This is a genomic window from Pseudescherichia sp. (genome assembly GCF_031998825.1).
In the GTDB taxonomy this organism is placed as follows: domain Bacteria; phylum Pseudomonadota; class Gammaproteobacteria; order Enterobacterales; family Enterobacteriaceae; genus Pseudescherichia.
Genome location: NZ_DAMACX010000058.1, coordinates 1 through 21,487 on the forward strand (window position 1 = coordinate 1; position 21,487 = coordinate 21,487).

A 21,487-nucleotide genomic window follows, 5' to 3' on the forward strand; every position below is an offset into this window, starting at 1 on the left:
CCATGGAGCGCCACATTCTTGTGGTATGAAATATCGGCTCAGGGGACTGGCCCGCTTGCGAACATCTCAGAGAAATTTTTTCTTCACGGTCACTCTACCATAGTAGACCTTGAAGTGTTATTCAAACTTAGGCCCCGGTCTTTCGTTTATGCGACCCTGATCAAGCAATGCCTGTTCGATGGTCTGCTGTAACAGTCGAATACGCTGCTCCATGCTGGATGCGTAGTCGCGGGTTTTTGCCTTTTCCTGAGCCAGTTCGTAGCTAATGTTCAACGCGGCGATGAAAACGAGCTGCTCAGTATTTGTGACTCTAGTGCGAACTTTCAGATCTTGCAACCGCTGATTCAGATCATCTGCAGCCTGATTGAGAGCGTCCCGCTGTTCAGGCGGACAGTTCACGCGCAGTGAACGGCCAAAAATTTGGATATCGACGGGTTGTGCAGACATGACACCTTCCTGCTGTTTGACTGCGCTCTACCTTGGCAACCGAGTCATGGCTGCGAAGGGGCGACACTATAGCTACCCTGGTTAGAGGATTCAAGCAGATTCTCATAACCTGAACTCTTAGCCTATTCTCTTAACATAGCCGTAAAAAGAAACCTATACGTAAAGGTCGCAAACGCATGTTTGGCGAAATCTGACGGCTATATCACCAGGGTCCAAAGTGGTAGCATACCATGAATCTTCCTCCCAACGACGACGAATGCGCATGTCAATACAGAACGAAATGCCTGGTTACAATGAATTGAACCAGTTACTCAACCAACAGGGTGTTGGCTTAACGCCAGCCGAGATGCACGGTCTGATCGGCGGGATGCTTTGCGGCGGCAATAACGACACGTCGTGGCAGCCGCTGCTGCACGATCTCACCAACGAAGGCCTGGCGTTCGGCCATGAGCTGGCCGAGGCGCTGCGCAAGATGCACGCCGCCACCAGCGACGCGCTGGAGGACGATGGCTTCCAGTTCCAGCTCTTTCTGCCGGATGGCGACGAGGTCAGCGTGTTTGACCGGGCCGACGCTATGGCGGGCTGGGTGAACCACTTCCTGCTGGGGCTGGGCGTCACGCAGCCGAAGCTCGATAAGGTCACCGGCGATACCGGCGAGGCTATCGACGATCTACGCAATATCGCGCAGCTGGGCTACGACGAGGACGAAGATCAGGAAGAGCTGGAGATGTCCCTCGAAGAGATCGTTGAGTACGTCCGCGTGGCGGCGCTGCTCTGCCACGATACCTTTACCCGTCCACAGCCGACCGCACCGGAAGTGCGTAAGCCAACGCTACATTAAGCGTCGTACTGAATGCTAAAAAGGAGGTGTCATGACCCAGTCTGAGTTTCTTCGCCGCCGCCAGGCGCTGCTTGCGCAGATGGCTCCGGCCAGCGCGGCGCTGATCTTCTCCGCTCCGGAGGCGACCCGCAGCGCCGACAGTGAATATCCTTACCGTCAAAACAGCGACTTTTGGTACTTCACCGGCTTTAACGAGCCAGAAGCGGTGCTGGTGCTGATCAAGAGTGATGACACCCACAACCACAGCGTGCTGTTCAACCGCCTGCGAGATAAAACCGCAGAGATCTGGTTCGGCCGTCGGCTGGGCCAGGAGGCCGCCCCGGAGAAGCTGGGCGTGGATCGGGCGCTGGCGTTCAGTGAAATCAACGAGCAGCTCTACCAGTTGCTTAACGGCCTCGACGTGGTCTACCACGCGCAGGGCGAATACAGCTATGCGGATGCGATCCTCTTCACCGCGCTGAATACGCTGCGCAAAGGATCCCGGCAGAATCTCACCGCGCCGCTCTCCATTACCGACTGGCGTCCCCTCGTTCACGAGATGCGCCTGTTTAAATCCCCGGAAGAGGTTGACGTTCTGCGCCGCGCAGGGGAGATCAGCGCCTTAGCCCACACCCGGGCGATGCAGACCTGCCGTCCGGGCATGTTTGAATATCAGCTTGAAGGCGAGATCCTGCACGAGTTCAACCGCCACGGGGCGCGCTTTGCGTCGTACAACACTATCGTCGGTGGCGGTGAAAACGGCTGTATCCTGCACTACACCGAGAACGAAAGCGAGCTGCGCGACGGTGAGCTGGTGTTGATCGATGCTGGATGCGAGTATCAGGGCTACGCAGGGGATATTACCCGCACCTTCCCGATCAACGGCAAATTTACCCCGGCCCAGCGCGAGATCTATGACATCGTGCTGGCCTCTCTCGACGCTGCGCTGACCCTGTTCCGTCCGGGCACCTCTATTCAGGAGGTGACCGGTGAAGTGGTGCGGATCATGATTACCGGGCTGGTGAAGCTCGATATCCTGAAGGGCGACGTTGACCAGCTGATTACCGATAACGCCCACCGCGCCTTCTTTATGCACGGCCTGAGCCACTGGCTGGGTCTGGACGTTCACGACGTCGGCGTTTACGGGCCTGACCGCTCCCGCACTCTTGAGCCGGGCATGGTGCTGACCGTTGAACCAGGCCTCTATATCGCCCCGGATGCCGACGTGCCGCCCCAGTATCGTGGCATTGGCATTCGCATCGAGGATGACATCCTCATCACCGAAAATGGCAACGAGAACCTGACCGCCAGCGTAGTGAAAAAGGCCGATGAGATCGAGGCGCTGATGGCGGCGGCGACGCGTTCATGAGCGTCATTATCGTCGGCGGCGGGATGACCGGCGCTACGCTTGCGCTGGCTATTTCGCGCCTGACGCACGGCTCGCTGCCGGTGCATCTTATCGAAGCGACCGCCCCGGAAGCACAGGCGCACCCTGGGTTTGACGCCCGCGCTATCGCCCTGGCCGAGGGCACCTGCCAGCATCTGGCGCGGATCGGTATCTGGCAGCACATTGCCCAGTGCGCTACGCCCATCACCACCGTTCACGTGAGCGATCGCGGTCATGCGGGCTTTGTCACGCTGGAAGCGCAGGACTACCGCGTCGATGCCCTCGGGCACGTCGTAGAGCTGCACGAGGTGGGGCAGCGGCTGTTTTCGCTGCTACGCCGTGCGCCCGGCGTCACGCTGCACTGTCCTGACCGCGTGAGCGATTTCGCCCGCAGCGAGGAGGGCGTCAGCGTCACGCTGGAGAGCGGTAAAACGTTACAGGGAAGCCTGCTGGTGGCGGCTGACGGCTCCCGATCGGCACTGGCAGCCCAGTGTGGTATCGGCTGGCAGCAGGAGCCGTATCATCAGGTGGCGCTGATCGCCAACGTCACCACATCGGTTGCTGGCAATGGGAGAGCCTTCGAGCGCTTCACCGAGCACGGCCCGCTGGCGCTGCTGCCCATGTCGCAGGGGCGCTACTCGCTGGTCTGGTGCCATCCGCTGGAGAAGCGTGACGAGGTGATGGCCTGGTCCGATGAACGTTTCTGCCACGAGCTGCAAAGCGCGTTCGGCTGGCGGCTTGGGCGCATTGTCCACGCGGGCACCCGCAGCGCCTATCCGTTGGCGTTAACTACCGCGTCCTCGCCGGTATCGCACCGCGTAGTGCTGGTGGGTAACGCTGCCCAGACGCTGCACCCCATCGCCGGGCAGGGGTTCAACCTCGGCATGCGCGATGTGATGAGCCTGGCCGAGACGCTGGCTGATGCGCGGGCAGAGAATACCGACATCGGATCTTGGTCCGTGCTGCACGGCTATCAGCAGCGCCGCCAGAGTGACAAAGAGGCGACAATCGGCGTCACTGACGGGCTGGTGCAGCTGTTTGCTAACCGCTGGTCGCCGCTGGTCGCGGGTCGCAACGCCGGTCTGATGGCAATGGAACTTTTTACTCCGGCACGCGACGTGCTGGCGCAACGGACATTAGGCTGGGTCGCACGATAAAAGGCGCTAGCTTTGGGAGTGAATTTTGCAGAATATAGATGTAGCAATTGTTGGCGGCGGCATGGTTGGTCTGGCGGTAGCCTGTGGATTACAGGGGAGCGGCCTGCGCGTAGCGGTGCTGGAGCAAAACCCGCCTCAGCCGCTGCCGGAGAACGCACCGCCTGCGCTTCGCGTCTCGGCTATCAACGCCGCCAGTGAAAAACTGCTGACGCGCCTTGGCGTCTGGTCATCCATCGTAGCGAACCGCGCCAGCTGCTATCACGGTATGGAGGTGTGGGACAAAGACAGCTTTGGCCGCATCGCTTTTGACGACCGCAGCATGGGCTATAGTCACCTGGGCCATATTATCGAGAACGATGTGATCCATCAGGCGCTGTGGCAGAAAGCGCAGCAGTGTCAGGACGTCACGCTCCTGGCACCCGCTGGGGTGCAGCAGGTCGCCTGGGGTGAAAACGAAGCCTTTCTGACCCTGAAAGACGGCGGCATGCTAACGGCGCGGCTGGTCGTCGGCGCGGATGGGGCGAACTCCTGGCTACGCGATAAGGCCGACATTGCGCTTACCTCCTGGGACTATCGCCATCACGCGCTGGTTGCCACCATTCGCACTGATGAGCCTCACGAGGCGGTAGCGCGTCAGGTCTTCCACGGCGACGGCATCTTAGCCTTCCTGCCGCTGAGCGATCCGCACCTCTGCTCCATCGTCTGGTCGCTGCCGCCGCTTGAAGCAGCCAGCATGCAGGAGGCGACAGAGGAGACCTTCAATCAGGCGCTGGATATGGCGTTCGACAACCGTCTCGGCCTCTGCCACGTTGAGAGCGAGCGGCTGGTCTTTCCGCTGACGGGCCGCTATGCGCGCCAGTTTGCCGCGCACCGACTTGCGCTGGTGGGCGATGCAGCGCACACCATCCATCCGCTGGCAGGGCAGGGCGTAAATCTTGGCTTTATGGATGCCGCCGAGCTGGTGAACGAGCTTAAGCGCCTGCACGGTGCGGGCAAAGATATCGGCCAGCATCTCTACCTGCGCCGCTACGAGCGCAGCCGCAAACACAGCGCCGGGGTGATGCTGGCGAGTATGCAGGGCTTTCGCGAGCTGTTTTCCGGTACGCATCCGGCGAAAAAGCTGCTGCGCGATCTCGGATTGAAGCTGGCCGATACGCTACCGGGCGTCAAGCCGCAGCTTATTCGCCAGGCGATGGGGCTAAACGATCTGCCAGAGTGGTTACGTTAACCCGATCACACTTTCCCTCCCCAGCCCTGGGGAGGGGTACCCTTCCCTCATTTGAAATATTCTAATTTCACCCCTGTTTTCGGATTACTTTTTCTCATCCCACTATTTTTCCCGCTCTGGAAATCTGCGCGCTTTGCCGCGTAATACGCTGACTTATGGGCCGCTCATCGTCTGTTTTATGATGTTTATCGCAAAACCATGGCCTGTTGGCAGTGTAATATCCTGCCGCCCGGTTTGGCTTTTTGGGTCATAAGCTAATGTGATGGAACATTTTTGCTTATGGTTATGCCTGCTGTTCGATGATAAGTTCAGGCAAAAGGTAACGTTTGCGTCGCCGTCTGGAAACGAGGCTACCTGCTTACGACTTCGCCTTATTTATCCTGGCCCCGCTTATTCAATGAGGAAAAGATGGCTCAGCAAACCCCTTTATACGAACAACATACGCTTTGCGGCGCACGCATGGTGGATTTCCACGGCTGGATGATGCCGCTGCACTACGGCTCGCAGATCGATGAGCATCACGCGGTGCGTACCGATGCCGGTATGTTTGATGTCTCGCATATGACCATCGTTGACCTGCGCGGCAGCCGCTGCCGGGCGTTTCTTCGCCACCTGCTGGCCAACGACGTTGCCAAACTGACCCAGCCGGGTAAGGCGCTCTACAGCGGTATGCTCAACGCCTCCGGCGGCGTCATTGATGATCTGATCGTCTACTTCTTTACCGAAGAGCACTTCCGCCTGGTGGTGAACTCCGCTACCCGGGAAAAAGATCTTGCCTGGATCACCCAGCATGTGGCTCCCTTTGATATCGACATTACCGTCCGTGACGATCTGGCCCTGATCGCCGTCCAGGGGCCAAATGCCCAGGCGAAAGCGGCAGGCCTGTTTACCGATGCTCAGCGTCAGGCCGTAGCAGGCATGAAACCCTTCTTTGGCGTGGAGTCAGACGGCTGGTTTATCGCTACCACCGGGTACACCGGCGAGGCGGGTTATGAGATTGCGCTTCCGAGTGAGCAAGCGGCGGATTTCTGGCAGGCGCTGATTGGCGCGGGCGTGAAGCCCTGTGGCCTGGGCGCACGCGATACGCTGCGTCTGGAGGCAGGCATGAACCTCTACGGTCAGGAGATGGACGAAGGCGTTTCGCCGCTGGCGGCCAACATGGGCTGGACCATCGCCTGGGAGCCCGCCGATCGTGACTTCATCGGCCGCGAAGCGCTGGAGGTACAGCGTGAAAAGGGGACTGAGCAACTGGTTGGCCTGATCATGACCGAAAAAGGCGTGCTGCGTAACGAACTGCCGGTGCGCTTCACCGACGCCAGCGGCAATTCACAGGAAGGCATTATCACTAGCGGCACCTTCTCGCCGACGCTGGGCTACAGCATTGCGCTGGCCCGCGTACCGGCAGGGATTGGCGACACGGCCATCGTGCAGATCCGCAACCGTGAAATGCCGGTGAAGGTAACGAAACCTGTTTTTGTACGCGCTGGCAAAGCCGTCGCGTAACCTAATCTATCGTGGAGAAATGTTAATGAGCAATGTACCTGGCGACCTGAAATACAGTAAAGAACACGAATGGCTGCGCAAAGAGGCAGACGGCTCCTACACCGTAGGCATCACCGAACATGCGCAGGAGCTGCTGGGCGATATGGTGTTCGTTGACCTGCCGGACGTGGGCGCTACCGTCAGCGCGGGCGATGACTGTGCAGTGGCAGAATCCGTTAAGGCGGCTTCTGACATCTATGCGCCGGTGAGCGGCGAGATCGTGGCAGTTAACGATGCGCTCAGCGACAACCCGGAGCTGGTCAACAGCGAGCCATACGCTGGTGGCTGGATCTTTAAGATCAAGGCCAGCGACGAAGCAGAGGTTGAAGCCCTGCTGGACGCGACCGCGTACGAATCTCTATTAGAAGACGAGTAAAGCCTGTAGGCCCGGTAAGCGATAGCGCCACCGGGCATTTCAGGTTAAGACAACCACGATTCACCGCACGTTTCAGGAACCATCGCTCATGACCCAGACTTTAAGCCAGCTTGAACACCGCGACGCCTTTGTCGATCGCCACATCGGGCCGGACGCTGCTCAGCAGCAAGAGATGCTGAAAACCGTTGGGGCAGATTCACTCAACGCCCTGATTGGCCAGATTGTCCCGCAGGACATTCAGCTGGCGACGCCGCCGCAGATTGGCGACGCGACCACGGAGTTTGCTGCGCTGGCCGAGCTGAAAGCCATCGCAGCGCGCAACAAGCGCTTTAAGTCTTACATCGGCATGGGCTATACCGCCGTGCAGCTGCCGCCGGTGATCCTGCGCAATATGCTGGAAAACCCAGGCTGGTACACCGCCTATACCCCTTATCAGCCGGAAGTTTCCCAGGGCCGCCTTGAGGCCCTGCTCAACTTCCAGCAGGTTACATTGGATCTGACCGGCCTTGATATCGCCTCCGCATCGCTGCTTGATGAAGCGACCGCTGGGGCCGAAGCGATGGCGATGGCCAAACGCGTCAGCAAGCTGAAGGGGGCAAACCGCTTCTTTGTCGCCGCCGACGTGCATCCGCAGACTCTCGACGTGGTACGCACCCGCGCGGAAACCTTTGGCTTTGAGATCGTGGTCGACGACGCCGACAAGGCGCTGGATCATCAGGATCTCTTCGGCGTGCTGTTCCAGCAGGTAGGCACCACTGGCGAAGTCCATGACTACAGCACCTTCATTAGCGAGCTGAAAGCGCGCAAGGTTATCGTGAGCGTCGCGGCAGACTTTATGGCGCTGGTGCTGCTGACCGCACCAGGCAAGCAGGGGGCGGATATCGTCTTCGGCTCCGCGCAGCGCTTCGGCGTGCCGATGGGCTACGGCGGCCCGCACGCAGCCTTCTTTGCTGCCAAAGATGAATTCAAACGCTCCATGCCGGGCCGCATTATCGGCGTATCGAAAGATGCTGCCGGTAATACCGCGCTGCGCATGGCGATGCAGACCCGCGAGCAGCATATCCGCCGCGAGAAAGCGAACTCCAACATCTGTACCTCGCAGGTGCTGCTGGCTAACATCGCCAGCCTCTACGCCGTCTACCACGGTCCGGTAGGGTTGAAGCGCATTGCAGGTCGTATCCACCGCCTGGCCGATATCCTGGCCACCGGCCTGCAGCAGAAAGGGTTGAAGCTGCGCCATACGCACTTCTTTGACACCCTCTGCGTAGAGGTCGCTGACAAAGCGGCGGTGCTGGCGCGTGCGGAAGCGGCAGAGATCAACCTGCGTAGCGACATCCATCACGCCGTAGGTATTACCCTCGACGAAACCACCACCCGCGAAGATGTGGTTAAGCTCTTTGACGTGGTTGTCGGCGATGGTCATGGCCTGAATATCGATGCGCTGGACAAAGAGGTGGCCCACGACAGCCGCGCGATCCAGCCGGGCATGCTGCGTGATGACGCCATTCTGAGCCATCCGGTGTTCAATCGCTACCACAGCGAAACCGAGATGATGCGCTACATGCACTCCCTGGAGCGCAAGGATCTGGCTCTGAACCAGGCGATGATCCCGCTCGGCTCCTGCACCATGAAGCTGAACGCCGCCGCTGAGATGATCCCCATCACCTGGCCTGAGTTCGCCGAGCTGCACCCGTTCTGCCCGGCAGACCAGGCGGAAGGGTATCATCAGATGATCAACCAACTCTCTGACTGGCTGGTGAAGCTGACCGGCTACGATGCCCTCTGCATGCAGCCGAACTCCGGCGCGCAGGGTGAGTACGCAGGCCTGCTGGCGATCCGCCACTATCATGAGAGCCGCAACGACGGTCACCGCGATATCTGTCTGATCCCAAGCTCCGCCCACGGCACCAACCCGGCGTCGGCGCAGATGGCCGGGATGCAGGTGGTTGTGGTCGCCTGCGATAAAAACGGTAACATCGACCTGGCCGATCTGCGTGCCAAGGCCGAGCAGGCGGGGGATAACCTCTCCTGTATCATGGTGACCTACCCGTCTACCCACGGGGTGTATGAAGAGACGATCCGCGAAGTGTGCGAAATCGTCCACCAGTATGGCGGTCAGGTCTATCTTGACGGCGCGAACATGAACGCCCAGGTGGGGATCACCTCTCCTGGCTTTATCGGCGCAGACGTGTCGCACCTCAACCTGCATAAAACCTTCTGCATTCCGCACGGCGGCGGCGGTCCAGGCATGGGGCCTATCGGCGTGAAAGCGCACCTGGCCCCGTTCGTGCCGGGCCACAGCGTGGTACAGATTGAAGGGATGCTGACCCGTCAGGGTGCAGTCTCTGCTGCTCCGTTCGGCAGCGCCTCTATTCTGCCGATCAGCTGGATGTACATCCGCATGATGGGCGCGGAGGGGCTGAAAAAAGCCAGCCAGGTGGCAATCCTCAACGCCAACTACATTGCGACCCGCCTGCAGTCTGCCTTCCCGGTGCTCTATACCGGCCGCGATGGCCGCGTGGCGCACGAGTGCATTCTGGATATTCGTCCGCTGAAAGAGCAGAGCGGCATTAGCGAGCTGGATATCGCCAAACGACTCATCGACTACGGTTTCCACGCGCCAACCATGTCCTTCCCGGTGGCGGGTACCCTGATGGTAGAGCCGACAGAGTCCGAGAGCAAAGCCGAGCTGGACCGCTTTATTGACGCGATGCTGGCTATCCGCATGGAGATCGATCGCGTGCAGGACGGCGAGTGGACGCTGGAGGACAATCCGCTGGTTAACGCCCCGCATACCCAGCACGAGCTGGTGGCGGAGTGGAGCCACGGCTACAGCCGCGAGCTGGCGGTCTTCCCGGCAGGGTCTGCAAACAAGTACTGGCCGACCGTGAAGCGTCTTGATGACGTCTACGGCGACCGCAACCTCTTCTGCTCCTGCGTGCCGATGAGCGAATATCAGTAATATTTTGTGCCATATTGTAGGCCGGGCAAGCGTAAGCGCCGCCCGGCTTTTTTCTATCTGGAGAATGACGAATGGCAATTGCACTGGTAACCGGCGCAAGCCGGGGGATTGGCAGGGCCACTGCGCTGGAGCTGGCGCGTGAAGGCTACAGCGTGGCGGTTAACTATCATCACAACGTGGAGGCGGCAACTGAGGTGGTGAATACCATCCTCGCTGCGGGCGGCAGAGCGTTCGCGGTACAGGCGGATATCAGCGATGAAGCGCAGGTGCTGGCGATGTTTACCCGTATCGACAGTGAGAACGAGCCGCTTACCGCGCTGGTTAATAACGCAGGCATTCTTTTTACCCAGAGCACCGTGGAAAACCTCACCGCCGAGCGCATTAACCGCGTGCTGGCGACCAACGTGACGGGCTACTTTCTCTGTTGTCGCGAGGCGGTAAAGCGGATGTCGCACCGGCACGGCGGCAAGGGCGGGGCCATCGTCAACGTATCTTCGGCGGCGGCAAGGCTGGGATCGCCCGGTGAATACGTTGACTATGCCGCCTCGAAAGGGGCGGTCGATACGCTGACTACAGGGCTGTCGCTGGAGGTCGCGGCGCAGGGCATTCGCGTTAACGGCGTGCGGCCAGGGTTTATCTATACCGAGATGCATGCCGACGGCGGGGAGCCTGGACGAGTAGATCGGGTTAAATCAGCGCTGCCGATGCAGCGTGGCGGCCAGCCGGAAGAGGTGGCGCAGGCGATAGTCTGGCTGCTGAGCGAGAAGGCGTCGTACGTGACGGGGAGTTTTATTGAGATGGCGGGCGGCAAATAACGCCCGGTGGCGCTACGCTTACCGGGCCTACAGGGTTCGTAGGCCGGTGCAAGCGCAGCGCCGCCCGGCAATACGGCGTTACAGATTCTCGCCGTTGCTGGCGATCACCTCTTTGTACCAGTTAAAGCTCTTCTTACGGGAGCGGGACATGTCACCGGTGCCGTCGTCGTGCTTGTTCACATAGATAAAGCCATAGCGCTTGCTGTACTGACCGGTGGTGAAGGATACGCAGTCGATGCAGCCCCACGGGGTATAGCCCATCAGATCGACGCCGTCGTAGGTCACGGCTTTGATCATCTCTTCCACGTGGGCGCGCAGGTAATCAATGCGGTAGTCGTCATTGATGCTGCCATCCTCTTCCACTTTATCGTACGCGCCGAAGCCGTTTTCCACGATAAACAGCGGCTTCTGGTAGCGCTCGTACAGCTCGCACAGAGCATAGCGCAGGCCGACCGGGTCAATCTGCCAGCCCCAGTCAGAAGCTTTAACGTGCGGGTTCGGCACGCTGCCTTCGAAGCCAGAGATCGCATCGCCGCTGCCGCCTTCCGCTTTCACCGCGTTGGTCATGTAGTAGCTGAAGCCGAGGTAGGCGCAGGTACCGTCACGCAGGATCTGCTCGTCGTTGGCTTCCATTTTGATATCAAAGCCACGGCGCTCCCACTCGTTCAGAACATAGGAAGGGTAGTAGCCGCGCAGCTGCACGTCGGTAAAGACCCAGCGCTCGCGCATTGACTCCTGGGCATACATCACGTCTTCCGGCTTACAGGAGAACGGATAGAGCGGTACCATCGCCAGCATGCAGCCAACCTGCATCTCTGGATTGATCTCCCGCGCCGCCTTCACTGCCAGGGCGCTGGCAACGAACTGGTGGTGCAGCACCTGATACATGGTCTCTTCCGGGTTTTCATGCTCGGTATAGACCACGCCGGAGCAGCAGTAGCCAAACAGCGGTGCGCGCCAGTTACGCTGGTTGTTGATCTCGTTAAAGGTCATCCAGTATTTGACCTTGCTCTTATAGCGCTCGAAGACCACTTCGGCGAAGCGCACAAAGAAATCCACCACTTTACGGTTGGTCCAGCCGCCGTAGGCCTGCACCAGGTGCAGCGGCATCTCAAAGTGGGAGAGGGTGATCACCGGCTCGATGTTGTATTTCAGCAGCTCATCGAACATATCGTCATAGAACTTCAGACCCTCTTCGTTCGGCGTCTGCTCATCACCGTTCGGGAAGATGCGCGTCCAGGCGATAGAGGTACGGAAACACTTAAAGCCCATCTCGGCAAACAGCTTGATGTCTTCTTTGTAGTGGCTGTAGAACTCAACGGCTTCGTGGTTCGGATAGTATTTGCCGGGCACAACTTCCTGGGTGATCTCACGCGGTACGCCGTGTGCGCCGCCGGTCAGCACGTCGCAGATGCTAGGGCCTTTGCCGCCTTTGTTCCAGCCGCCTTCAACCTGATGCGCAGCAACCGCGCCGCCCCATAAAAAGTCTTTTGGTAAGGTGATCTTTTTCATGCTTATTTATCCCGCTGTAACCGACAGAAAATAGGTCTACGCCGAGTCTAGCAAAGCTTAATCGAAAGTCACGATATAACACTTTGCCGCTTCGGTAATATGTTACAGGGAAAAAACAGCCTGTTTTTTCAGGCTAATTTTTTCGCCAGCTTGCGGCCCAGCGTTTCAAGAATATAGATCACGGGAATTTGGGTAGTCAGATCATAGCCCCCTGAAATACGCGTCTGGGGAATATGCCAGGAGAGGTTAAAATCCGCCAGCTTAGCCAGCGCTGAGTGCTCGTGGCTGGTAATCGACATCACCTTACAGTGATGCAGGCTGAACTGGCTGGCGAAGCGCAGGATCTCCTCGGTCTCGCCGGAGACGGAGAGAACAATTGCCAGCGCGTTTTTTGCCATATCGTTGGTGACGGGAAAATAGGGGTCGTCAACGTGGTTACTGAATTTACCCACGTTAGAAAAGAAGCGTGCGCCATATTTTGCCAGCGATCCGGATGTGCCTACGCCGACAAATATAATTCGCTCGGAGGCCAGAATAATATCCGCGGCCTGATCCAGCAGGCGATCGAATTCATCGTTATTAACGCTTTTAAAAAAGCTAATAATTTCGCTGGCACCGAAATTAGCGGGCTGCGGTTCGCTCTGCGCTAAATATAATTTAAAGCGCACGCGGAACTCCGAATAGCCTTCGCACTCCAGCTTACGGCAGAAGCGGAGAACGGTAGTGGTGGAGACGCCTGCCGCATCGGCCAGCTCGCGAATGGTCATGTACATCACCTTGTCGCGATTTTTAATGACCACGTTGTAGACCATCATCTCAAGGTTGTTGAGGCTGGCAACAGCGGAATGGTTAAACAGGGTCACGAGGCTTCCTTTTTCAGACGGTTATCTGCGCGGTATGGCACCTCTCTATGCTGCCACATTTTGCCCGAAACGGGAATCCGCGTCGCAACGCGCCCCGCTCTGAAAAGCGGAACAGCTGTAGCCTGAGCGAAGCGTGAGTTTATTATACTTTTTTGACGGAAATATTTATTTTGGCTAACAGGTGTGCACTGGAATCATTCTCAGTTACTCTATACTGGTTATCATTCAGGCAGCTATCGGCTACTGAGTGACCCGGCGTAAGCCTCTGTTTTATGGAGTAAGCTATGGTTGATAAGCCATTAAAAAAACAGGGATATTCACTGGCTGAGGAGATAGCCAACAGCATTAGCCACGGTATTGGACTGGTGTTCGGCGTAGTGGGACTGGTTTTACTGCTGATGCAGGCGATGGATAATCACGCCAGCCCACTGGCCATTACCAGCTATAGCCTTTACGGCGGCAGTATGATCCTGCTGTTTCTGGCCTCAACGCTCTATCACGCTATTCCCCATCCGCGCGCAAAGCCGTGGCTGAAGAAGTTTGACCACTGTGCTATCTATCTGCTGATAGCCGGTACCTACACGCCTTTTTTACTGGTAGGGCTGGATTCGCCGCTGGCGCGCGGCCTGATGATTGTTATCTGGGGTCTGGCGCTGCTCGGGATCCTGTTCAAATTAACCATTGCCCACCGTTTTAAGATGCTTTCCCTGGTAACTTATCTGGCGATGGGCTGGCTGTCGCTGGTGGTCATCTATGAGCTGGCCGTCAGGCTCTCGGCGGGCGGGCTCATATTGCTGGCCGCTGGGGGGATCGTCTACTCGCTGGGGGTGATCTTCTACGTGTGCAGGCGCATCCCCTACAACCACGCGATCTGGCACGGCTTTGTGCTAGGCGGTAGCCTGTGCCACTTCCTCGCGATCTATCTTTACGTCGGGCAGGTTTGAGTTTTCGCCCGGCGGCGCAAGCTTGCCGGGCCTACGGTTTTGTAGGCCGGGTCAGGCGAAGCCGCCACCCGGCGTAACGGCTCACTCTTCCAACGAATAGGGCAGTGGCTCGATGCTGAGCGTATTGGCATCGTCGCGCACGCGGAAGACGCTGTCCGGCTCCATATCGTTGTTCATCACTACCTGTACCAGCAGACGACCATCTTCAAGCTGTACCGCTGCCAGAATGGTACCGGTGCGACGCCAGTTTTCACCCATCTTCAGCTCAAGATCTTCACCCGGCTCCGGCAGGCGGCTCGCTTTACCTGCGAGATACCACAGGGCGCGCTTGTTGGCACCGCGGAACTTCGCCCGGGCCACCATCTCTTGCCCGGTGTAGCACCCCTTCTTAAAGCTGATGCCGCCCAGCGCCTGCAGGTTGGTTGCCTGCGGAATAAACTGGGCGCTGTTAGCGGCGTCGATCACCGGCAGGCCCGCTTCAATATTCAGCGCCAGCCACTGTTGGCTGTTGTTCAGCTGCGCTTCACCGCGTAGCTTCTCGGCAATCAGCTCCGCTGTGGCAACGTCCGTCACCAGCAGGAAACGCTCTGCCGGGTGCTCGAACCACAGAATCGAGGTTGTCCCCTCCTGCACCATCTGCTTTTCAGCGTCGGGCAGGGTGGTAAATACGTTCGCCAGCGCGGCGCGGGCCTGAAAACCGGCCACGCCCAGCAGCACATGTTCGTCATCCGGTGCGATAGTGACCTTAGAGAAGACCGCGTATTTTTTTAGCTCGGTCAGCTGAGCGTCACGAATGCTGCGGCGCTCAATCAAGGCAAAGCCACCGTCGCGGCGAAACAGGCGCAGGTTGCTCCACATTTTGCCTTTGGCATCGCAGTGCGCGGCCAGCAGATGCTGGTGCTCGGTCAGGGCGGCAACGTCAGCAGTAACCTGGCCCTGCAGATACTTTTCGCTATCTGCGCCGGTCAGGGTTGCCAGCGCCCAGTCGTCGAGGGTCATAAGCGTCAGCGGCAGACGCGCAGAGGCGGAAGGCTGGCGCGGAGGAAAAGGAGTAAAGGCCATAATAGTATCCTGGTTTGCTTAACGCTGTTAGATGCTTAATGGTAAAAGAGCCGCCGACCAATGCAAGCGGTAAAAGCATACAATTCGTGCTCACTGTGCCGGGATGCGTAGCGCTACGCAATAAAATGCAAAACGTACCTACGGCATGTTTTATGTTGGAAGCACCCTTCCTAATTATCAACTTTCCAGTAAAGGATGAACAAAAAACACGATACACTGTCTGCACTATCGATACTTCTATATCGTAATGCAGGGAGAAGACATGGACATAAATAATAGAGCCCGCATCCATTGGGCATGCCGCCGGGGAATGCGCGAGCTGGATATCTCCATCATGCCTTTTTTTGAACATGAGTACGATACGCTGAGCGACGACGATAAACGACTATTCGTCCGCCTGCTGAAAAGTGACGATCCAGATTTATTTAACTGGTTAATGAATCACGGTGAACCTGCCGACACGGAGTTGCAGAGAATGGTGCAGTTAATTCAGACACGGAATCGGGAACGTGGTCCTGTGGCAATCTGATCTACGCGTCTCCTGGCGCTCCCAGTGGCTCTCTCTCCTGCTTCACGGCCTGGTGGCAGCGTTAATACTGCTGGCCCCCTGGCCGCTGCGCTATACGCCACTGTGGCTCATGCTGCTCTCACTGGTGGTGTTTGACTGCGTGCGCAGCCAGCGGCGTATCAACGCCTGTCACGGTGAGATTAAGCTGCTAATGGACTCCCGGCTGCGCTGGCAAGGCGTGGAGTGGGAGATTATCGGCACGCCCTGGATGCTGACCAACGGCATGATGCTGCGCCTGCGTAAAGAGCAGGGCGGGCGTATTCATCACCTGTGGCTGTCGTCGGACAGCATGGATGAGAGCGAGTGGCGTGACCTGCGCCGGGTGCTGCTACAGCAACCGGCGGCGGGAGCACGTTGAAACCAATCAGGCGAACTGCTCGGCCATTTCGTTGAGGATCTGTTCGCACCAGCTCTGGATGCGCTCTTCGCTCTGATCGTACTGGTTGGTTTCATCCAGCGCCAGGCCAACAAAGAGCTGTCCGTCGGCAATCACCGGCTTAGGACTGGTAAACTCATAGCCCTCTGTCGGCCAGTAGCCAACAAAGGTGACGGCTTTGGTGGCCAGCTTGTCGTGCAGCATGCCGAGCGCGTCGAGAAACCACTCGCCGTAGCCGAGCTGATCGCCCATACCGTACAGCGCAATAATTTTACCGTCGAGGTTCAGGCCGTCGAGCTGGTCCCAGACCGCCTCCCAGTCCTCCTGAAGCTCGCCAAAATCCCAGGTGGGAATGCCGAGGATCAGGACATCGTACTGCTCCATTAAGGAGACAGCGTCGTCTTTCAGGTTGTGGAGCGTGACCAGTTCCGGGCCGATAACGTCGCGAATTTTCTCCGCTGCCATTTCGGTGTAGCAGGTACTGGAACCATAGAAAAGACCAATGTTCATAGCGTAAACGTCTCAATTCCTGATGGGGCTTTGCGCACAGTGTACCAGAATCGGTAGGCAATCAGGCATAATGGAGAGCCGCAGACCCCAAGAGGCTCAAATGGATCAGGATCTCGCACGCATAGAACAGTTTCTTGATGCGCTCTGGCTGGAGCGTAATCTGGCGGAGAATACGCTGAGCGCCTACCGCCGCGACCTCAGCATGATGGTGGAGTGGCTACATCATCGCGGCCTCTCATTACAGAGTACACAAAGCGACGACCTGCAGGCGCTGCTGGCGGAGCGCATTGAGGGCGGATATAAAGCCACTAGCTCTGCGCGCCTGCTGAGCGCTATACGGCGTCTCTTTCAGCACCTGTATCGGGAGAAGCTACGTCCGGACGATCCCAGCGCGCTGCTGGCGTCGCCTAAGCTGCCGCAGCGGCTGCCAAAAGATCTCAGCGAGGCCCAGGTTGAACGCCTGTTGCAGGCCCCGCTGGTGGATCAACCGCTGGAGCTGCGTGATAAGGCCATGCTGGAGGTGCTCTATGCCACCGGCCTGCGCGTCTCGGAGCTGGTCGGACTGACCATGAGCGACATCAGCCTGCGCCAGGGCGTGGTGCGGGTTATTGGTAAAGGTAACAAAGAGCGTCTGGTGCCGCTGGGCGAAGAAGCAGTCTACTGGCTGGAGAACTATCTTGAGCATGGGCGGCCGTGGTTGCTGAACGGCACCTCAATCGATACGCTCTTCCCTAGCCAGCGCGCCCAGCAGATGACCCGGCAGACCTTCTGGCACCGGATTAAGCACTATGCTCTGCTGGCAGGCATCGACAGTGAAAAGCTTTCGCCGCACGTATTGCGCCACGCGTTTGCCACGCATCTGTTAAACCACGGCGCTGACCTGCGCGTAGTGCAGATGCTGCTGGGACACAGCGATCTTTCAACGACGCAGATCTATACCCATGTGGCTACGGAACGCCTGCGACAACTTCATCAACAGCATCACCCCCGGGCATGATGCTGAACAGTTAAGGATGGTTATGAAAAAGAGTTTAATGATGTTTACCCTGCTGGCGGCAACGCTCTCCGGGATGGCCCACGCTGATGACGCGGCAATCAAACAGTCGCTGGCGAAGCTGGGCGTGCAGAGCACCGAGATCCAGCCTGCGCCGGTGAGCGGCATGAAAACCGTAATGACCAACAGCGGCGTGCTGTACGTCACCGACGACGGTAAGCATATTATTCAGGGGCCGATGTACGACGTCAGCGGCGCGCAGCCGGTCAACGTCACTAATCAGATGCTGATGACCCATCTCAACGCGCTGGAAAAAGAGATGATCGTCTATAAGGCCGCACAGGAGAAGCACGTCATTACCGTGTTCACCGATATCACCTGCGGCTACTGCCATAAGCTGCACGAAGAGATGGCGGACTACAATGCGCTAGGCATCACCGTGCGCTATCTGGCCTTCCCGCGTCAGGGGATCCAGAGCGATGCGGCAAAAGACATGAAGTCGGTCTGGTGCGCGAAAGATCGTAACAAAGCCTTCGACAACGCGATGAACGGCAAAGGCGTGCAGCCGGCCAGCTGCGATATCGACATTGCTAACCACTATGCGCTGGGCGTGCAGTTCGGCGTCAGCGGCACCCCGGCTATCGTCCTGAGCAACGGCTACGTCGTGCCGGGCTATCAGGGTCCGCAGGAGCTGAAGGCATTCCTTGACCAGCAGAAATCTATGAGCGGTAAATAATTTTCGTGAAACATCAGAGACAACTTCGCCGCCGAACAGTGGATGAGGCGGCGGATCTACCCGCGAACCTGCCCCCACTGCTGCGGCGCTTATATGCCAGCCGCGGCGTGAGTTCGGCCGGGGAGCTGGAGCGCAGCGTAAAAGGGATGCTCTCATGGCAGCAGCTCAGCGGCATCGATAACGCCGTGGCGCTGCTCTATCGCGCCCTGCAGGAGGAGCTGCGTATTGTCGTTGTCGGTGATTTTGACGCCGACGGTGCCACCAGCACCGCCCTCAGCGTGCTGGCCCTACGTTCGCTGGGCTGCGGGAACGTCACCTGCCTGGTGCCAAACCGCTTTGACGACGGCTACGGGTTAAGCCCGGAAGTGGTCGATCAGGCGCATGCGCGTGGCGCGCAGATGATCCTCACCGTGGATAATGGTATCTCCTCTCATGCCGGCGTCGATCGCGCCCACGAACTGGGGATCCCGGTGTTGGTGACCGATCACCACCTGCCGGGCGAGACGCTGCCGGACGCCGAGGCGATCGTGAATCCGAACCTGCGCGACTGCACCTTCCCGTCGAAGTCGTTGGCAGGGGTGGGCGTCGCGTTCTACCTGATGCTGGCCCTGCGCGCCCATCTGCGCGCCCAGGGCTGGTTTGCCGCACGCGGTCTGGCCGAGCCTAACCTGGCGGAGCTGCTGGATCTCGTGGCCCTTGGCACGGTAGCCGACGTGGTGCCGCTGGATGCCAACAACCGTATTTTGACCTGGCAGGGTCTGAGCCGCATTCGGGCGGGCAAGTGCCGCCCAGGCATTAAGGCGCTGCTGGAGATCGCCAACCGCGATGCACAGAAGCTGGCGGCCAGCGATCTCGGCTTTGCCCTTGGCCCCCGGCTTAACGCTGCCGGGCGGCTCGACGATATGTCGGTAGGCGTGGCGCTGCTGCTCTGCGACAACGTGGGTGAAGCCCGGGTGCTGGCCAGCGAGTTGGACGCCCTCAACCAGACGCGTAAAGAGATTGAGCAGGGGATGCAGGCCGAAGCGCTGGCGCTCTGCGAGAAACTGGAGCGCAGCAGCGAGACGCTGCCCGGCGGGCTGGCGATGTATCATCCCGAGTGGCATCAGGGCGTGGTCGGTATTCTCGCCTCACGTATCAAAGAGCGCTTCCACCGCCCGGTGATAGCCTTTGCCCCGGCGGGGGATGGCCTGCTGAAAGGCTCCGGCCGCTCCATTCAGGGCCTGCATATGCGCGATGCCCTTGAGCGTCTCGACACGCTCTATCCGGGCATGATGCTGAAGTTCGGCGGCCACGCCATGGCGGCGGGGCTGTCGCTGGAAGCGGCGCGCTTTGAGGAGTTCCAGCAGCGCTTTGGTGCGCTGGTCACCGAGTGGCTGGATCCCGCCCTGTTACAGGGTGAAGTCGTTTCTGACGGCCCGCTTTCACCCGCCGACATGACGCTGGAGGTCGCAGAGATGCTGCGCGACGCCGGGCCATGGGGACAGATGTTCCCGGAGCCGCTGTTTGATGGACGTTTTCGCCTGTTACAGCAGCGTATCGTCGGCGAGCGTCATCTGAAGGTCATGGTCGAACCGGTCGGCGGCGGCCCGCTGCTGGACGGTATCGCGTTTAACGTCGATACCACCATCTGGCCGGACAACGGCGTGCGTGAAGTGAGCCTTGCCTATAAACTTGATGTTAACGAGTTCCGAGGTAACCGCAGCGTGCAGCTAATCATCGACGATATCTGGCCGATTTAGCATCACTTTCACTGTAAAAAAGGGCGCGAATCCGCTAAGATCCCGCCCTTATAACCGCATTTTGACAAGCGCAGAAAAGAATACAGCCATGTTTGAAATCAATCCTGTAAAAAACCGCATTCAGGACCTCACAGAGCGCTCAGACGTTCTTAGGGGGTATCTTTGACTACGATGCCAAGAAAGAGCGTCTTGAAGAAGTAAACGCCGAGCTGGAACAGCCGGACGTCTGGAACGAACCCGAACGCGCGCAGGCGCTGGGTAAAGAGCGCTCCTCCCTGGAAGCCATCGTCGATACGCTGGATCAGATGCGCCAGGGCCTGGAAGATGTCTACGGCCTGCTGGAGCTGGCCGTAGAAGCCGACGACGAAGAGACCTTTAACGAGGCCGTTGCCGAGCTTGACGTGCTGGAAGAGAAGCTGGCGCAGCTTGAGTTCCGCCGCATGTTCTCTGGTGAATATGACAGCGCCGACTGCTACCTGGATATCCAGGCCGGCTCCGGCGGTACGGAAGCCCAGGACTGGGCCAGCATGCTGACACGTATGTATCTGCGCTGGGCCGAAGCGCGCGGTTTCAAAACCGAGATTATCGAAGAGTCCGAAGGTGAAGTTGCTGGCCTGAAATCGGTGACCATCAAAATCATTGGCGATTACGCCTACGGCTGGCTGCGCACTGAAACCGGCGTCCACCGCCTGGTGCGTAAGAGCCCGTTTGACTCCGGCGGCCGTCGTCACACCTCCTTCAGCTCTGCATTTGTCTACCCGGAAGTGGAAGACGATATCGATATCGAAATCAACCCGGCGGACCTGCGTATCGACGTTTACCGTGCCTCCGGCGCGGGCGGCCAGCACGTTAACCGGACGGAATCGGCGGTGCGTATTACCCACATTCCGACCAACACCGTGACGCAGTGCCAGAACGACCGTTCCCAGCATAAGAACAAAGACCAGGCCATGAAGCAGATGAAAGCGAAGCTTTATGAGCTGGAGATGCAGAAGAAAAATGCTGAGAAGCAGGCGATGGAAGATAACAAATCCGACATCGGCTGGGGCAGCCAGATCCGTTCTTACGTACTGGACGACTCCCGTATCAAAGATCTGCGCACCGGGGTTGAAACCCGCAACACGCAGGCGGTGCTGGACGGCAGTCTGGACCAGTTTATTGAAGCAAGTTTGAAAGCAGGGCTATGAGGAACCAACATGTCTGAACAACAAGCACAGGGCGCTGACGCGGCAGTCGATCTTAATAACGAACTAAAAACCCGCCGCGAGAAGCTGGCGCAGCTGCGTGAGCAGGGCGTTGCGTTCCCGAACGACTTCCGCCGCGATCGTACCTCCGATACGCTGCACGCCGAGTTTGACGCGAAAGAGAACGATGAGCTGGAAGCGCTGAACGTGGAAGTGAGCGTGGCCGGGCGGATGATGACCCGCCGTATTATGGGCAAGGCGTCCT

Annotated in this window: 20 protein-coding genes and 1 pseudogene; 16 read left to right on the top strand and 5 right to left on the bottom strand. The window is 58.6% G+C overall.

Translation table 11 applies throughout. The features are described from left to right. Positions 1 to 117: 117 nt before the first annotated feature. Positions 118 to 447, bottom strand: coding sequence for a cell division protein ZapA (zapA, locus tag RTP97_RS18795; protein WP_103818422.1), 330 nt, complete (start codon positions 445 to 447; stop codon positions 118 to 120). A 262-nt stretch (positions 448 to 709) separates the two neighbouring features. On the opposite strand from zapA, the gene RTP97_RS18800 reads away from it, so the two are divergent. The 8 genes from RTP97_RS18800 to RTP97_RS18835 all read left to right on the top strand — a co-directional run bounded on the left by RTP97_RS18800 (position 710) and on the right by RTP97_RS18835 (position 10,734). Then, positions 710 to 1,288: a YecA family protein gene (locus RTP97_RS18800; protein ID WP_312212977.1), complete on the top strand. Its 579-nt coding sequence runs from the start codon at positions 710 to 712 to the stop codon at positions 1,286 to 1,288. A gap of 31 nt (positions 1,289 to 1,319) precedes the next feature. Beyond that, complete coding sequence (gene pepP, locus RTP97_RS18805; protein WP_312416365.1) at positions 1,320 to 2,636, top strand: Xaa-Pro aminopeptidase; 1,317 nt, start codon at positions 1,320 to 1,322, stop codon at positions 2,634 to 2,636. Next, a complete protein-coding gene (gene ubiH / locus RTP97_RS18810; protein WP_312416367.1) occupies positions 2,633 to 3,811 on the top strand; it encodes a 2-octaprenyl-6-methoxyphenyl hydroxylase in 1,179 nt (392 codons plus the stop codon). Before pepP ends, ubiH begins: the two co-directional genes overlap by 4 nt. 25 nt (positions 3,812 to 3,836) lie before the next feature. Next, positions 3,837 to 5,039 carry an FAD-dependent 2-octaprenylphenol hydroxylase gene (gene ubiI, locus RTP97_RS18815; protein ID WP_312416370.1) on the top strand — a complete coding sequence of 401 codons (1,203 nt, stop codon included), beginning with the start codon at positions 3,837 to 3,839 and terminating at the stop codon, positions 5,037 to 5,039. 408 nt (positions 5,040 to 5,447) lie between these two features. Next, complete coding sequence (gcvT, locus tag RTP97_RS18820; RefSeq protein WP_312416373.1) at positions 5,448 to 6,542, top strand: glycine cleavage system aminomethyltransferase GcvT; 1,095 nt, start codon at positions 5,448 to 5,450, stop codon at positions 6,540 to 6,542. 25 nt (positions 6,543 to 6,567) lie between these two features. Continuing rightward, positions 6,568 to 6,957, top strand: coding sequence for a glycine cleavage system protein GcvH (gene gcvH, locus RTP97_RS18825; protein WP_042388045.1), 390 nt, complete (start codon positions 6,568 to 6,570; stop codon positions 6,955 to 6,957). A gap of 88 nt (positions 6,958 to 7,045) precedes the next feature. Next, positions 7,046 to 9,919 (top strand): aminomethyl-transferring glycine dehydrogenase, encoded by a 2,874-nt coding sequence (gene gcvP / locus RTP97_RS18830; RefSeq protein WP_312416376.1) that lies wholly within the window; start codon positions 7,046 to 7,048, stop codon positions 9,917 to 9,919. 71 nt (positions 9,920 to 9,990) lie between these two features. Continuing rightward, a complete protein-coding gene (locus RTP97_RS18835; RefSeq protein WP_312416379.1) occupies positions 9,991 to 10,734 on the top strand; it encodes an SDR family oxidoreductase in 744 nt (247 codons plus the stop codon). Between the two features lie 78 nt (positions 10,735 to 10,812). Here RTP97_RS18835 and RTP97_RS18840 read toward each other — a convergent pair whose 3' ends face one another. Both RTP97_RS18840 and RTP97_RS18845 read right to left on the bottom strand, forming a co-directional pair. Then, positions 10,813 to 12,246 carry a 6-phospho-beta-glucosidase gene (locus tag RTP97_RS18840; protein WP_312416380.1) on the bottom strand — a complete coding sequence of 478 codons (1,434 nt, stop codon included), beginning with the start codon at positions 12,244 to 12,246 and terminating at the stop codon, positions 10,813 to 10,815. A gap of 128 nt (positions 12,247 to 12,374) precedes the next feature. Beyond that, positions 12,375 to 13,103 (bottom strand): MurR/RpiR family transcriptional regulator, encoded by a 729-nt coding sequence (locus RTP97_RS18845; RefSeq protein WP_312213086.1) that lies wholly within the window; start codon positions 13,101 to 13,103, stop codon positions 12,375 to 12,377. Positions 13,104 to 13,393: 290 nt separating this feature from the next. Between RTP97_RS18845 and trhA the strand changes: the two genes are divergently transcribed. Continuing rightward, positions 13,394 to 14,053 carry a PAQR family membrane homeostasis protein TrhA gene (gene trhA, locus RTP97_RS18850; RefSeq protein WP_312416383.1) on the top strand — a complete coding sequence of 220 codons (660 nt, stop codon included), beginning with the start codon at positions 13,394 to 13,396 and terminating at the stop codon, positions 14,051 to 14,053. A gap of 81 nt (positions 14,054 to 14,134) precedes the next feature. Here the strand turns inward: trhA and ygfZ are convergent, their stop codons facing one another. Beyond that, positions 14,135 to 15,115, bottom strand: coding sequence for a tRNA-modifying protein YgfZ (gene ygfZ, locus RTP97_RS18855; RefSeq protein WP_312416386.1), 981 nt, complete (start codon positions 15,113 to 15,115; stop codon positions 14,135 to 14,137). Positions 15,116 to 15,377: 262 nt separating this feature from the next. On the opposite strand from ygfZ, the gene sdhE reads away from it, so the two are divergent. Both sdhE and RTP97_RS18865 read left to right on the top strand, forming a co-directional pair. Continuing rightward, positions 15,378 to 15,644, top strand: a complete 267-nt coding sequence (gene sdhE, locus RTP97_RS18860) for an FAD assembly factor SdhE (RefSeq protein ID WP_312416389.1) — start codon at positions 15,378 to 15,380, stop codon at positions 15,642 to 15,644. Beyond that, positions 15,625 to 16,041: a protein YgfX gene (locus RTP97_RS18865; RefSeq protein ID WP_312416392.1), complete on the top strand. Its 417-nt coding sequence runs from the start codon at positions 15,625 to 15,627 to the stop codon at positions 16,039 to 16,041. The genes sdhE and RTP97_RS18865 overlap by 20 nt, the downstream gene beginning before the upstream one ends. Before the next feature lie 6 nt (positions 16,042 to 16,047). Here RTP97_RS18865 and fldB read toward each other — a convergent pair whose 3' ends face one another. Continuing rightward, complete coding sequence (fldB, locus tag RTP97_RS18870) at positions 16,048 to 16,569, bottom strand: flavodoxin FldB (RefSeq protein WP_312416395.1); 522 nt, start codon at positions 16,567 to 16,569, stop codon at positions 16,048 to 16,050. A 100-nt stretch (positions 16,570 to 16,669) separates the two neighbouring features. Here fldB and xerD point away from each other — a divergent pair, with 100 nt between their 5' ends. The 5 genes and pseudogenes from xerD to lysS form a co-directional block, all read left to right on the top strand. Beyond that, a complete protein-coding gene (gene xerD, locus RTP97_RS18875) occupies positions 16,670 to 17,566 on the top strand; it encodes a site-specific tyrosine recombinase XerD (RefSeq protein WP_312416398.1) in 897 nt (298 codons plus the stop codon). 22 nt (positions 17,567 to 17,588) lie between these two features. Further along, positions 17,589 to 18,299 carry a bifunctional protein-disulfide isomerase/oxidoreductase DsbC gene (dsbC, locus tag RTP97_RS18880; protein WP_042388024.1) on the top strand — a complete coding sequence of 237 codons (711 nt, stop codon included), beginning with the start codon at positions 17,589 to 17,591 and terminating at the stop codon, positions 18,297 to 18,299. Between the two features lie 5 nt (positions 18,300 to 18,304). Beyond that, positions 18,305 to 20,038, top strand: a complete 1,734-nt coding sequence (gene recJ, locus RTP97_RS18885; RefSeq protein ID WP_312416400.1) for a single-stranded-DNA-specific exonuclease RecJ — start codon at positions 18,305 to 18,307, stop codon at positions 20,036 to 20,038. A gap of 88 nt (positions 20,039 to 20,126) precedes the next feature. Further along, positions 20,127 to 21,225, top strand: a protein-coding gene (prfB, locus tag RTP97_RS18890) for a peptide chain release factor 2 (RefSeq protein WP_312416402.1) whose coding sequence is annotated in 2 segments (ribosomal slippage) — positions 20,127 to 20,201 and positions 20,203 to 21,225 — 1,098 coding nt in all. Because the reading frame shifts where the segments join, the coding sequence is not laid out codon by codon here. Between the two features lie 9 nt (positions 21,226 to 21,234). Beyond that, positions 21,235 to 21,487 (top strand): annotated as a pseudogene (lysS, locus tag RTP97_RS18895) (lysine--tRNA ligase); the annotation flags it as partial.